The following is a 13,057-nucleotide window of genomic DNA, read 5'->3' on the forward strand; positions in this document are numbered from 1 at the left end:
GTTTCATCAAGAGAGGTGAGATCGATAGAATGGAAGTTTGAAAGATACAAAACACCTAATTTGAAAATGAAATATTTTGTAAAAAATAAGAATATTCTCTCATTTACTCCGATATGGAACAATCGTATCATTTTTGATATAGGACATAAAGGAGGAATATGATGAAAAAGGTGAAAATGTTACTCCCTTCTCTACTCGTTTTTGGTGCTTTAAGTGTGCCTAGTTTTGCCCATGCCGCATCGGATTCAGTACTAACATCTGATTATGACATGGTGACTTCTGATGGAAAGGTGATCTCTTCAAGTGATTTCCACAATGATTCGAAATCCCCCTCATCCTTTGATAAAGTGGATGATCTATCTTCAACTGTTGGTGAAAAAGTAAAACCACTATCAAAATATGTAAAAGACTTTCAAACTAAAGTCGTCATTGGAGACGATGGTAGAACAAAAGTAGCAAATACAAGAGTAGCACCATATAATTCAATTGCTTATATTACATTTGGCGGCTCCAGCTGCACGGGGACACTCATTGCCCCTAACAAAATTTTGACAAACGGACACTGCGTGTACAATACAGCATCGAGAAGTTATAGTGCAAAAGGATCGGTGTATCCAGGGATGAATGATAGCACTGCGGTAAATGGGTCAGCAAATATGACAGAGTTCTATGTACCAAGCGGATATATCAATACAGGTGCGAGCCAATATGATTTTGCCGTGATCAAAACAGATACGAACATTGGCAATACAGTCGGTTATCGTTCTATCCGTCAGGTGACAAACTTAACTGGAACAACGATTAAAATTTCTGGATATCCAGGTGATAAAATGAGATCGACTGGCAAGGTGTCGCAGTGGGAGATGTCAGGTCCTGTGACAAGAGAAGATACGAATCTCGCATACTATACGATTGATACATTTAGCGGAAATTCAGGCTCAGCGATGTTAGATCAAAATCAGCAAATCGTTGGGGTTCATAACGCAGGGTATTCAAACGGAACGATTAATGGCGGTCCGAAAGCGACAGCTGCCTTTGTTGAATTTATCAACTATGCAAAAGCGCAATAAAAGCTAGAACATAAAGCTTGTTTCCTTCATAGGGGACAAGCTTTTTTATGTGGATACAAGTGTCTATCTGTCTATGCTTGAAAGATTCATTGAGTTTTCAGCCTCTTCATTTTTTTCACATGTCATTCGTGAACGACTCATACATTAAAATGACACATTTCCTTTAAGTCAAGATTCTACTTGAGAAAAATGAGGAGGTCACGCATTTTTGAAGATGAGAAGAGGCTGGATTACTGCTGTCGCCTTATGCTTTGTGATATGGATGGGCACGCTGCTAGGTGGATTTGGGGAGGAACATGCGGCAAAAGGTGCGGATCGATATGATCATGTTATTCAATTTCCAAAGGAACGGTACCCTGAAACAGGCAGTCATATTCAAGAAGCCATTCGAAAAGGGCATTCAGATGTGTGTACGATAGACCGAAATGGAGCAGATGCCCGCAGGCAAGAATCATTAAAAGGCATTCCGACTAAGCCTGGATTCGACCGAGATGAGTGGCCGATGGCAGTTTGTCTTGAAGGAGGAAAAGGGGCGAGTGTTCAATATGTCAGTCCGTCTGATAATAGGGGAGCGGGCTCATGGGTCGGACACCAGATGAGCGGGTATCCTGATGGGAAAAGAATTTTATTTATTGTGAAATAAAACTAAAAGAGAGGCGCCTGTGAGTAGGTGCCTTTTTTGATGATGATCAGAGCGTATTGGAGCTAGCAGGGGCAAAAGATTCAGTGGTACAATGGATCCTATAAGGTACAAAGACAGACAAGAAGAAAATGTGAAGGGACATATGCTTATGGATAAGAACCGTGCATTATACGATTATTTCATGCAACATGCAGAGAAACTGACTGAAACTTGGTATGATTCAATTGAAGATGATGATCCAGAATCAATATATCGTTCAACAGATTCCAGCATCATATCAGAGCTAAAACGGCAAAATCAAGATTATTACCAGCATTTTATACGTGCTCTTATTGAAGACAAGACGTATTTACATACTGAGTTTAAAAAGTGGTCTGAAGACTTAGCCAGTGACCCAAAGCATTTAAACACACCATTAGATTATGTTGTGAGAGAATACATGTCCAATCAAAGAGTGGTCCTTCATTACTTAAAAGAATTTATTAAACAGCGTCAAGATGAAATTGATATTGACCGCATCTTTTATTGGTATGATTTAATTTCAGAGGCGTTTAATATTTCTATTCATATGTTCATCCAGCAATATGTGAAAAATACAACGAGGAAGCTCGTGGCACAAAGAGACATGATTTACGAGCTGAGCTCACCTGTCATTGTCTTAAAAAGTCATATTGCGTTATTGCCGTTAGTAGGTGATATTGATACAGCAAGAGCAAAGATTATTTTAGAAAATACGCTAAAACAGTGCTCACAAAAAGGTGTACAGCATTTATGTATTGATTTATCGGGCGTTGTCATCATTGATACAATGGTGGCTCATCAAATCTTTGATCTTGTCACATCACTTCGGTTAATTGGAGTAGAGACAACTATTTCAGGAATCAGACCAGAAATTGCCCAAACCGCTGTGCAGCTCGGGCTTCCTTTTAATGAATTTCGCACGGCATCATCACTTGCTCACGCCTTAGACCGCATGACTGAATTTACTTCAATATAAAAACCAGGCCGATTGAATGGCCTGGTTTTTATTTAGATAACAGCGTCAATTTTAGTGACTTTCCAATCTTTTTGTCCTTTTTCGAACGTAACCGTTCTTTGTACTTTGCGTCCATCAAGTGTTGGGACAGTGAATTCATATGTGCGGACTGTTTGTTTTTTAGAGACAAGTTTAGGTGTCGCTTTATCCCAATTAAGCATATTGTCTCCGTCGCCGACTGGAACAGCCATTTTGCCTTTATGAACAATGAACTGGTAGTCTTTTAAACCTTGATTGATGGCTTCTTTTGTGAAAACTTGAGATAGGTAGCTGTTTAGTTTTTTCTTTGTATCAAATGTTTTAGAAAGATAGTTGTAAGTCATGTCTTTATAGCTAAATGATTTTAATTTGTAATCAGAATGTTCATTAATTTTGTAGCCTGACATCGCACTCCAAAAGTGTTCCCGTGCATCAAGGGCAATATGTAACGCTTCTTTATTTGTCAAAGTGGCTGGTTTTTTAGAAGCGGCCAATGTTGTAGATTGTAATGAGATCATAAGCATAATAGCAGTTAATAAAACGAATAATTTTTTCAAGGCGATTGCCTCCTTTTCTCAATGAAAACTTCTTATGTTACAAATGTTACAATAATTACAGTGATATTACAAGTATTAAATTGAAATGTTTTTTATTTCTTTTCTTTCTATATATATAACGTTTGAGGGTGGCAAAAAGTTTTCATTTTTTTATTTTTTCTTTATATCTACTATTTAACCGTTCTAAAGAAGAACAAAACGTTTTTTGGAAAAGTTTCTGTTTGGACGTTCAACACGCTTTTTCATTTATGACATATACTATCGTGATGAATGTCTAAGAAAGTGGTGTTGAATATGTATTATCCGTATGAAGGTATGTGGAATGGGTACTCATATGATAGGCAGATGCAAGGTTGGCCGTCGCTCCCTTCTCAAGTTGGAGGATTTCCAGGGTTTCCAATCGGAGGAGGAGGCACTGGGCCCGGATCTAGTGGATCAGCCCCGCCAGCCCCACCACAGCATATCGTTTCGCAATATCAGCAAGCATTATCACAGCCTCAAAGCATGCAGTCACTTATTTCAGGGCAAACAGGTGGAGGTCAGCAATCGGTTCAATTTGCCGCGGGATGTAATAGAAGGTGGACGATTGTGTTTATGAGAAACGGTCAAGTATTTTTAATGTATGTTCTATCTTCACAGCCTTTCGGGAGAACAACTGGCTTTATTTGGCCGAACTTTACATTTGGTTCCTTCCCAAGCTCGAGTATTCTTGCCTATTCTTGTTCATAAAAAAAAGCCGGTTCTCATCATTAACTGATGAAATACCGGCTTTTTTTAGTGAATATTTCTAAATACGCCAATCACTTTACCTAGTATACTTACATTCTGTAAAATAATCGGTTCCATAGATGGATTTTCTGGCTGTAATCTAAAGTGTGTATCTTCTTTATAGAAACGTTTCACTGTCGCTTCATCTTCCTCTGTCATGGCGACGACAATATCTCCATTGTTAGCAGTGCTTTGCTGACGCACAATGACATAGTCCTTGTCCAAAATTCCTGCGTCAATCATACTTTCTCCCATAATTTCAAGCATAAATACTTGTTCATCTGGTGCTGCAAAAGTCTCTGGAAGAGGGAAGTACTCTTCTACATTCTCAACAGCCGTAATAGGCAGGCCTGCTGTTACTTTTCCGATGACTGGTACGTTCATTACAGCACTCTTTGGAATATTCATTTCCTCTTCATCTAGTACTTCGATCGCTCTAGGTTTTGTCGGGTCTCTTCTAATTAAGCCCTTCGTTTCTAGTCTAGCTAAATGTCCATGAACCGTTGAACTGGATGCTAGACCGACAGCTTCTCCAATTTCACGAACGGATGGGGGATAGCCCTTGCTTTTTACTTCTTCTTTGATGAATGTCAGGATATCGAGTTGTCTTTTTGATAGCTTCGTCATCTTTTGCACCTCAAAACGTCAATTTTAAAGAAATTATAGCATGTTTTTCCTAACAGTACAAACATAGGTTCGAAAAAAACGTTTGACAGAAACGTTTGTTCGTATTTATAATAAGTGTCAGAAAGAACGAACACACATTCTATTAGGAGAGATGACATTATGAGGTTAAAAGAATCTATTATTTTTATTGGGGTATTCTCATTCATCGTTGGCATATTTCTCTCACTTATTGCAGTCACAAGCCATAATGATCCAAATCAGTATGTTAAAATAGAAGTTCAATCAGGGGATACTCTTTGGGGGTTAGCTGATCAAGTAAACGACAGCAAATCAATCGATAAAAATGCGTTTATTGACTGGGTCACTCAGCACAACGATCTTGCTTCAACAGAAATCCAGCCTGGTGACATCCTTGTCATACCAGTCAAAAAAGAGCATCCAGTCGTATATCAACTTGCAACAGTACAGTAGAAAGGTCGATTGAAGACATGAATGCAATCATCTATGCGAGAGTAAGCACTGTCAAAGAAGAGCAGGAAACCTCACTGAAGAGACAAGAAGAAGAATTGCTAGCTTTAGCTGCTATGCACAAGATGAATGTGGTTAAAGTCATTAAAGAAAAAGCAAGCGGGTATGATCTAGATCGCGATGGTGTGTTTGATATGCTAGCTACACTAAAAGAAGAGTCAATTGATGCTGTTCTTATCCAGGATGAAACACGTCTCGGAAGAGGACAAGCAAAAATTGCGCTTCTTCATTGTCTTTTTAAAGAGAATGTGAAGGTGTACAGTACGTTTCATAGAGGCGAACTTGAGCTTTCAGAAGCAGATGAAATGGTGATTGAGATCGTAGGAGTCGTTGAAGAGTATCAACGAAAAATTCATAACCTGAAAATCAAGCGGGGAATGAGAAGAGCCGTTGAACGAGGGTATCAGCCCGAACTGAATTTAAAACAGCAGGATCATGCGCCTGGCCGTGAGCGTATTGAAGTGCCGATTTCAGAAATTGTTCGATTAAGAAAAAATAACATGACCTTCGCAGAAATCGCAGCAACTCTTCAGGCACTAGGTTTTGACATTTCAAAAGCAACGGTCCATAGAAGGTATCAAGAATATGAAAAAGGTCTGACCACCTAAAGCTTGATTTGTTGTCAAAATGATTGATATTTAGTAGTATGTAGAGAAAATGCTTTAAAGGAGTTAGTCATGATTTCTAAAAATCAGCTTGCAAGAATCAATGAGCTTTCAAAAAAGTCAAAAGAGACCGGTTTGTCAGACGCTGAAAAAACAGAACAAAAGCAATTAAGAGAAGAGTATTTAAAAGCTTTTCGTTCTTCTATGAAAAATACACTTAAAACCGTGAAAATCGTTGACCCTGAAGGAAACGATGTCACACCAGAAAAATTAAAAAGAGAAAGAGATCAAAACCTTCATTAAGCTTATAATTACTTGAATTTTGAAAAGATGGGAAGAATATTCTCATCTTTTTTCATATTTGCATAACTTTTTAGGTGATCGATAAACTAAATGTGACAAAATCACTCTTTTTCAGCGTGAAATAGTTGTGAAAAAAGGACAGTAGATTTATGATAATGGTGTACACAAGATACGGAAGGGGATTTATATGGAAACGATTGAATTGAAATCTATTGCAACAATACGTACTCTCTCCATAGACGCAATTGAAAAAGCGAATTCCGGCCACCCTGGAATGCCGATGGGTGCTGCGCCAATGGCATACGCTTTATGGACGAATCACTTAAACGTAAGTCCGCAAAACCCAAATTGGTTTAACAGAGACCGTTTTGTATTATCTGCGGGACATGGTTCTATGCTTCTATATAGCATGCTTCATTTAAGCGGATACAACTTGAGCATCGATGATCTAAAACAATTCCGCCAATGGGGTAGCAAAACACCTGGACATCCTGAATTTGGACATACAGAGGGCGTCGATGCTACAACAGGTCCTTTAGGACAGGGGATTGCCATGGCAGTTGGTATGGCACTTGCAGAAAGACATCTTGCGGAAACGTATAACAAAGACAACTTTAATGTTGTAGATCACTATACATACAGCATTTGCGGAGATGGAGACTTAATGGAGGGAATTTCCTCTGAAGCTGCTTCCCTTGCTGGTCATTTAGGCTTAGGCCGTTTAATTGTCCTTTATGATTCAAATGATATTTCTTTAGATGGCGACCTAGATCGTTCATTCTCTGAAAATGTGAAGAATCGTTTTGAAGCGATGAACTGGGAAGTTCTTTATGTGAAAGACGGCAACAACATTGAAGAAGTGACGGCTGCTATCGAAAAGGCAAAACAAAGCACAGACAGACCTACACTGATTGAAGTGAAAACAACAATCGGTTTCGGATCGCCAAACCGTGCAGGAACTTCTGGTGTGCATGGTGCACCACTTGGCAGCGACGAAGCCAAGCTGACGAAGGAAGCTTACTCTTGGACGTTTGAAGAAGATTTCCATGTACCTTCTGAAGTGTACGATCATTTCAAAGAAGCTGTAAAAGACGCTGGTCAGAAAAAAGAAGCAGCTTGGAATGAATTATTTGCGCAATATGAAAAAGAATACCCTGAGCTTGCAGCTCAATTGCAGCTTGCGATTGAAGGAAAGCTTCCTGAGAATTGGGATCAAGAGGTTCCTGTTTATGAAGCAGGTTCAAGTCTTGCCTCCCGCGCTTCTTCAGGCGAAGTATTAAATGGCATTGCGAAGCAAGTACCTTTCTTCATTGGCGGGTCTGCTGACCTTGCAGGTTCAAACAAAACAACGATTAAAAACACAGACGATTTTGGTAAAGATCATTATGCTGGTAAGAACATTTGGTTCGGCGTCAGAGAATTTGCAATGGGTGCCGCGTTAAACGGTATGGCGCTTCACGGCGGCCTTCGTGTATTCGGCGGAACGTTCTTTGTTTTCTCAGATTACTTAAGACCAGCGATTCGTCTTGCTGCCTTAATGGGACTTCCAGTCACTTATGTCTTTACTCATGACAGTATCGCTGTTGGTGAAGATGGTCCGACGCATGAGCCGGTTGAACAGCTTGCTTCATTACGTGCGATGCCGAACCTTTCTGTCATTCGCCCTGCGGATGGAAATGAAACAGCTGCAGCGTGGAAACTTGCTGTATCTTCAACGGATAAACCGACAGCACTAGTTCTGACTCGTCAAAACCTTCCAACGATTGACCAAGCACCTGAGAAGGCGTATGAGGGAGTAGAAAAGGGTGGATACGTCGTCGTTGAAGCTGCTGATGCGCAGCCAGAAGCACTTCTACTCGCATCTGGATCTGAAGTCGGTTTAGCGATTGAAGCGCAAAAAGCACTTGAAAAAGAAGGAATCCGCGCGTCTGTTGTCAGTCTTCCTGCATGGGATCGTTTCGATCAGCAGTCAGACGAATACAAAGAATCAGTCCTTCCTACAGCAGTGCGGGCTCGTATTGCGATTGAAATGGGGGCTTCACTTGGCTGGGAGCGTTACACTGGTCTTGATGGTGACGTAATTGCCATTGATAAATTTGGCGCTTCTGCACCTGGTGAAACCATTATTGAGAAATACGGCTTTACGGTCAGTAATGTCGTCAGCCGTGTGAAAGCGAAGCTGAACAAATAACGAAGTCTCCAAGCATCATGCTTTTTTTCATCTGTTTGCAGAGCATTTTCATCCGCTCTGCAAACTTTTTTCTTTTTTCTTGTTTTTTTGACAAAACTAGTTTCTTCTTGCTTCATATATAGACAATTCTTTCTTTCACATTTTTGTATAATACAAGCAATATACGAGATTGACGAAATGTGAAAGGAAGGGATAGACATGGAACGCCATTATTATATTTATTGGATTGAGGATGAATTTGCGCATCATTATTTTGGCAGAGAATCAATTTTGTTTCATTTGTTTGAGTCGTTACACTGGACGAACCGCACGGAAGATGAATTGGTGATGCTTGTGAAACAAGTGGATTACGTGACGAAACGAATCCCTGCTTTTCATATGCATCAGCGATTAATGAACAACTTAACGAACGTTCACTATACACAAATTGGCTCGATATACAGCGCTTCCTTACCTAATGGAAAAGGAACGGCTGCATTTATCATAAAAGATCGTTATATCCAAATGTCTGCCACCGGTAGTTATGAAGCAGAAGCAGTGTTTTTTGAAGTGCTGAGAAAAATTAGTCCTTGCTTCCTTGCGATGGACTTCGGTTCAAAGAAGCACGGGTGGCTCAATCCGGTAAAAGTGAGGAATTTTGTTTAAAAAAATAAAATTGAACGTGAAATGTTGTATAATAGCCTTTTGTTTAGTACACTTTATACGAGACAACATGAAGGAGGAAGAATTATGGATTTATGGGTTGTCATCCTTGTAGGCGTTGTTGCACTGCTTGCAGGAGTTGCACTCGGATTCTTTATTGCTCGTAAGTATATGATGAGCTACTTGAAAAAGAATCCACCAATTAATGAACAAATGCTTCGAATGATGATGATGCAAATGGGCATGAAACCGTCCCAGAAGAAAATCAATCAAATGATGAAAGCCATGAACAACCAAGCGAAATAATACGTAGGATATTATGATCATAGATGGAACATGGTTATAAAGAATGGACAAGCGTTGTCCTTTCTTTATTGAATTCACCTTCATCAGACGCTTTAAAACCACTGTACTTGCCTAAATGAAGCAGGGAAGGTGGTTTTTATTTTGGCGTCAGCTTCCTGTAAAAAAACAAAAACCCCTGTTATCAGAGGTTTTTGTTTCGTTTATGGTCACACATATCAACTGTTCTAAAAATCGTGCAGCATGATAAATATCATGAGATATGATTAGTTGGCTGAGTTTGAGTGTAAGTGTCGTTGATATTGTAAGAGGAGATGATCTAGCTGCTGGCTATGTTCGATGGTCACTGTTGATGTCATCCCATTGTGCATCACAACTTTCATCAGCTCTTCTCTTTTTTCTTCGATTTGAGTTAATAATGATGTTTTTACCAAAGTCATGTTCCTTTCATGCAAATCTTGATAAAAAGAATCGATTCTATTATATCCATTTTCAGGTTTATTTTCAAATTTAAAGGATTCGTTATCTCGATGTCAAATTAAATTATATAAGGTTTTAAGAGAATAGACCATCTTTATTGAGAGGATGTAAAAAAAATGAAATGATTTTGTCATCTCTTATTGTATATTGTAAGAAGGGGGTGTTCTTTTGACAGATTTGAATTACTTTTTAGCTTTCGGAGCAGGATTCCTTTCTTTTATCTCACCGTGCTGTCTGCCGCTTTATCCAGCGTTTTTATCTTATATTACGGGCGTTAGTATGGATGAAGTGAAATCTGAGAAGGTGATGCTGAGAAGAAGAAGTCTGCTTCATACCTTATTCTTTTTAATTGGTTTCTCTATTATCTTTATTGCGATAGGCTTTGGGACATCGTTTGTTGGGAAGTTTTTTGATGATTACCATCAAGCGATTCGCCAGGTTGGAGCTATCCTCATTATTTTCTTTGGTTTTATGACGCTTGGTGTATTTCAGCCTTCTTTCCTCATGGGCGAAAAGAGAATGCAGTTCAAAAACCGACCTGCTGGTTTTTTTGGATCGATTCTCATTGGAATGGGCTTTGCCGCTGGTTGGACACCTTGTACAGGACCTATTTTATCTGCTGTTATCGCACTGGCGAGTAACAATCCTGAGTCGGCTGTGCCTTATATGATTGCGTATGTATTTGGATTTGGCGTTCCATTTTTTGTTCTCTCCTTTTTCATTACGAAAATGGCGTGGATCAGAAAGCGTCAGCAGCTCATCATGAAAATTGGCGGGATCATTATGATTGTGGTAGGGATATTGCTGTTCTTTGATCTCCTCACATGGATTATCATCATGTTCTCATCCTTGTTTGGCGGATTTACAGGCTTTTGAAATCGTTTTCTACAGTCGCGGCGAATGGTTTTTTTTCGTCAATTGGAGTATATTATACATAGGCTGACCTTAAAGAATAAAGGAATGATTTGATATGATGGTCTTAATCTCTTCTATAATTGCAATATGTATGGCGGTAGCCGTCATGTTTATTCGCATTAAGTCATCTGCAAAACCGGCAACCGCGAAAAAAATTATATTACCTCCTATTTTCATGAGCACTGGAGCTTTGATGTTTTTTGTTCCTATGTTTCGAGTAACTGGAGCTGAATTTCTTGAAGCGATCACAGTGGGGATGTTTTTCTCCATCTTTTTAATTAAAACATCGAAGTTTGAAATTAGAGGGAACGAGATTTACTTAAAGCGGTCAAAAGCATTTGTATTTATTCTCATTGGACTTCTTGTTCTTCGTATCGGGATGAAGACGATCCTGAGTTCTTCTATTGATTATGGCTCTCTAAGCGGAATGTTTTGGATACTTGCCTTTGGTATGATTGTACCTTGGCGCGTTGCCATGTATTTGTCGTTTAGAAAGCTGTCTAAGCAATTAGATCCGCAGCAGGTTCAAATGAATTAAACCCAGATTGTTGACAAAGGGCTAAAATGATCTTTATTTTAGCCCTTTGTCTTCTTTCTTTTCAGCGTGATAGAAAACCTTTGAAGTCTAGGAAGGGTGAGCACCAGCGCACAGGACTGACAAAGAATGCGAGGGTTTGTCTACACGCTGAACCTCCTTTTATAAAGGAGGTTATTTTAATAATGCTTCATATGGCGTATGATCGATGTTTTTTTCTTGAAGGCGCTTCAATAAAAACTTATGATCACGCTTTGGTGTAGCGATAATATAGCCGCGAATGATTAAGTCTAAATTAATGCTCGCAGCTTGTTCTTTTAAAGCCAGCTCGCCAATTTTTCCTGCAATTTTTTCTTTGGCGACATCTCTAAACAGCTCTGGAACAGGTAATACAAGCTCATTTAAAAGCTGTTTGTCTTCTTCCCGCCATAGGTGGAGGCTCTTTTGAATATATTCATCCTGCCAATCAAGCTCTGATTTCCCATCTTCCTTCGGCAATCGTTTTAAAAATTTGCGAAACATAAAAAAGCCACCGATTGCGAGTAATCCGATCATCACCGTACCCCAAAATAAAATGAACCACAAAAACCAGCCGCTTAACATGTTCTCACTCCTTATACCCCTCGTCTCTCTATCTTATTTTACATGAAGCGATGATAGAAGAAAATAACAAAAATGTATGTCTCTCATCTCTATGAACGCCTTTTTTCATTCATAACTGCCCATTTACTAGAAAGACCCAAACCATCTAGTAGAAAAAGAATACCTTATCATATAGCGACTCTACTATTTGGCCATGGTGGTTCGCAAAAGGTATTGACTTGACACGAACGGAAGAGAGCCCACCAAATGAAGGTGGGCTCTTAATGTTTGAAGTGCGGGATTTGAAAGGAAAATGCCCCGCGTGGATGGTCGGAACTTTTTTTAATTCTTATCGAAATGATTCGGTTTTCGTATTCTGTTTCAATCTCTTTGTCGTTCAAATAAAAAGGGAGCATGACACTTTTTTCAATTGGCTGTTCGCCTTCAACATTTGGCTTTTGTACCGTGCAACAGAGAGTCAGCTCATGTCCAGCGAAGGTCAGCTTTACATCGGTGATCGATAGGGTGGAGACATCAATCTCAATAATATAATCACGGCTTGTTTCATAAAGGTCAATTGGGAGGTGTTCATCATACCAGGCAAATGGATCATCCATTAAAACATTGAGCCAATCATCTATTTCTAGAAAATCAGAGGAATTCGATTGCTTTTCATTCTCCATAGACACTCCTCCATCACATCTCATAATAAATGATATGTTGAGAACTGAAATGTGTGAAAGACCTAAAACATCCCGTTTTGCCACGGGATGAGAGGAGAATGTTTACATATCGTGATGAGAATTGTGCTTTTGTCTTGTATGGTTGCGGTTTTTTACTTTTTTACTGCCTGATAATGGCTCAGGCTGTCCGCCCTGATGCTCCTTAGGCGAGTTTTGACGGATGTCTTTTCCTGTGTTTTTATTCGTCATGATGCTTGCTCCTTTCCTATTGGTTTTTTTTACGTTTTTTATTGTTTTGTCTTTGTTCTTCTGTTAAAACGAGTTGGTCATTTTCAATATAGCCTGCACCATTACCTTGGCTTTTGGCTGCATTCATGCCGTCAATCACATGATTTGCTTTACGTTTTGTCATGTTCTATCACCTCATTTGTAGTATGAGCCCGCCCCGCTTCGTTTATGAAGAGTAATCATTTCCTAATGATAAGTTAAACTTATTGAATTTAATAAAAGCATTGTTATTTACTTATGTATGAATTTGTTTTAAGATGAAATTGTGAGAAAATTGTGGTGAAATACGACGATTTTTCTGAGAATTGAAATTGATCTTGAT

The 13,057-nt window shown here is 39.2% G+C and carries 19 protein-coding genes; 12 read left to right on the plus strand and 7 right to left on the minus strand.

Annotated features, from left to right (window positions below; all coding sequences use genetic code 11):
- The first annotated feature begins 161 nt into the window (after positions 1 to 161).
- From MHB79_RS08770 to MHB79_RS08780, 3 genes are all read left to right on the plus strand, one after another.
- The gene (locus MHB79_RS08770; protein WP_106032497.1) at positions 162 to 1,070 is read left to right on the plus strand and encodes a trypsin-like serine peptidase; all 909 of its coding nucleotides are present in this window, start codon (positions 162 to 164) and stop codon (positions 1,068 to 1,070) included.
- 262 nt (positions 1,071 to 1,332) lie between these two features.
- Positions 1,333 to 1,713: a NucA/NucB deoxyribonuclease domain-containing protein gene (locus MHB79_RS08775; protein ID WP_223251181.1), complete on the plus strand. Its 381-nt coding sequence runs from the start codon at positions 1,333 to 1,335 to the stop codon at positions 1,711 to 1,713.
- 148 nt (positions 1,714 to 1,861) lie between these two features.
- Positions 1,862 to 2,710, plus strand: coding sequence for an STAS domain-containing protein (locus MHB79_RS08780; protein WP_044141412.1), 849 nt, complete (start codon positions 1,862 to 1,864; stop codon positions 2,708 to 2,710).
- A 32-nt stretch (positions 2,711 to 2,742) separates the two neighbouring features.
- On the opposite strand, the gene MHB79_RS08785 is transcribed toward MHB79_RS08780, so the two are convergent.
- Positions 2,743 to 3,285, minus strand: coding sequence for an IseA DL-endopeptidase inhibitor family protein (locus MHB79_RS08785; RefSeq protein WP_003211360.1), 543 nt, complete (start codon positions 3,283 to 3,285; stop codon positions 2,743 to 2,745).
- A 294-nt stretch (positions 3,286 to 3,579) separates the two neighbouring features.
- Here MHB79_RS08785 and MHB79_RS08790 point away from each other — a divergent pair, with 294 nt between their 5' ends.
- Positions 3,580 to 4,014, plus strand: coding sequence for a hypothetical protein (locus MHB79_RS08790; RefSeq protein ID WP_003212431.1), 435 nt, complete (start codon positions 3,580 to 3,582; stop codon positions 4,012 to 4,014).
- A 45-nt stretch (positions 4,015 to 4,059) separates the two neighbouring features.
- Here the strand turns inward: MHB79_RS08790 and lexA are convergent, their stop codons facing one another.
- Positions 4,060 to 4,680: a transcriptional repressor LexA gene (lexA, locus tag MHB79_RS08795; RefSeq protein WP_003212311.1), complete on the minus strand. Its 621-nt coding sequence runs from the start codon at positions 4,678 to 4,680 to the stop codon at positions 4,060 to 4,062.
- Positions 4,681 to 4,839: 159 nt separating this feature from the next.
- Here lexA and yneA point away from each other — a divergent pair, with 159 nt between their 5' ends.
- From yneA to MHB79_RS08825, 6 genes are all read left to right on the plus strand, one after another.
- Positions 4,840 to 5,151: a cell division suppressor protein YneA gene (gene yneA, locus MHB79_RS08800; protein WP_003211955.1), complete on the plus strand. Its 312-nt coding sequence runs from the start codon at positions 4,840 to 4,842 to the stop codon at positions 5,149 to 5,151.
- A 17-nt stretch (positions 5,152 to 5,168) separates the two neighbouring features.
- Positions 5,169 to 5,816, plus strand: coding sequence for a YneB family resolvase-like protein (locus MHB79_RS08805; protein ID WP_003211322.1), 648 nt, complete (start codon positions 5,169 to 5,171; stop codon positions 5,814 to 5,816).
- A gap of 69 nt (positions 5,817 to 5,885) precedes the next feature.
- Entirely contained in the window at positions 5,886 to 6,116 is a 231-nt protein-coding gene (locus MHB79_RS08810; RefSeq protein ID WP_003211509.1) for a DUF896 domain-containing protein, read from the plus strand.
- 187 nt (positions 6,117 to 6,303) lie between these two features.
- Complete coding sequence (tkt, locus tag MHB79_RS08815) at positions 6,304 to 8,307, plus strand: transketolase (RefSeq protein WP_137054580.1); 2,004 nt, start codon at positions 6,304 to 6,306, stop codon at positions 8,305 to 8,307.
- Between the two features lie 198 nt (positions 8,308 to 8,505).
- Positions 8,506 to 8,952 (plus strand): sporulation inhibitor of replication protein SirA, encoded by a 447-nt coding sequence (sirA, locus tag MHB79_RS08820; RefSeq protein WP_050944900.1) that lies wholly within the window; start codon positions 8,506 to 8,508, stop codon positions 8,950 to 8,952.
- Between the two features lie 84 nt (positions 8,953 to 9,036).
- Entirely contained in the window at positions 9,037 to 9,255 is a 219-nt protein-coding gene (locus MHB79_RS08825; RefSeq protein ID WP_003212379.1) for a YneF family protein, read from the plus strand.
- A 263-nt stretch (positions 9,256 to 9,518) separates the two neighbouring features.
- Here MHB79_RS08825 and MHB79_RS08830 read toward each other — a convergent pair whose 3' ends face one another.
- Positions 9,519 to 9,692: an aspartyl-phosphate phosphatase Spo0E family protein gene (locus MHB79_RS08830; RefSeq protein WP_371475009.1), complete on the minus strand. Its 174-nt coding sequence runs from the start codon at positions 9,690 to 9,692 to the stop codon at positions 9,519 to 9,521.
- Between the two features lie 208 nt (positions 9,693 to 9,900).
- Here MHB79_RS08830 and MHB79_RS08835 point away from each other — a divergent pair, with 208 nt between their 5' ends.
- Together MHB79_RS08835 and MHB79_RS08840 are read left to right on the plus strand one after the other, a co-directional pair.
- Positions 9,901 to 10,608 carry a cytochrome c biogenesis CcdA family protein gene (locus tag MHB79_RS08835; protein ID WP_113387035.1) on the plus strand — a complete coding sequence of 236 codons (708 nt, stop codon included), beginning with the start codon at positions 9,901 to 9,903 and terminating at the stop codon, positions 10,606 to 10,608.
- A 94-nt stretch (positions 10,609 to 10,702) separates the two neighbouring features.
- Positions 10,703 to 11,185, plus strand: a complete 483-nt coding sequence (locus tag MHB79_RS08840; RefSeq protein ID WP_050944898.1) for a CcdC family protein — start codon at positions 10,703 to 10,705, stop codon at positions 11,183 to 11,185.
- Between the two features lie 171 nt (positions 11,186 to 11,356).
- Here MHB79_RS08840 and MHB79_RS08845 read toward each other — a convergent pair whose 3' ends face one another.
- The 4 genes from MHB79_RS08845 to sspO form a co-directional block, all read right to left on the minus strand.
- Positions 11,357 to 11,785, minus strand: coding sequence for a DUF2621 domain-containing protein (locus MHB79_RS08845; RefSeq protein ID WP_044141405.1), 429 nt, complete (start codon positions 11,783 to 11,785; stop codon positions 11,357 to 11,359).
- A gap of 260 nt (positions 11,786 to 12,045) precedes the next feature.
- On the minus strand, positions 12,046 to 12,447 hold the full coding sequence (locus tag MHB79_RS08850; protein WP_050944897.1) for an Hsp20/alpha crystallin family protein: 402 nt from the start codon (positions 12,445 to 12,447) through the stop codon (positions 12,046 to 12,048).
- Between the two features lie 102 nt (positions 12,448 to 12,549).
- A complete protein-coding gene (locus tag MHB79_RS08855; protein ID WP_003211331.1) occupies positions 12,550 to 12,696 on the minus strand; it encodes a small acid-soluble spore protein P in 147 nt (48 codons plus the stop codon).
- Positions 12,697 to 12,712: 16 nt separating this feature from the next.
- Positions 12,713 to 12,859: a small acid-soluble spore protein O gene (gene sspO, locus MHB79_RS08860; protein ID WP_003210995.1), complete on the minus strand. Its 147-nt coding sequence runs from the start codon at positions 12,857 to 12,859 to the stop codon at positions 12,713 to 12,715.
- Positions 12,860 to 13,057 lie beyond the last annotated feature (198 nt).

Source organism: Bacillus sp. FSL M7-0558, from assembly GCF_038003245.1.
Taxonomy (GTDB): Bacteria; Bacillota; Bacilli; order Bacillales; family Bacillaceae; genus Bacillus; species Bacillus pumilus.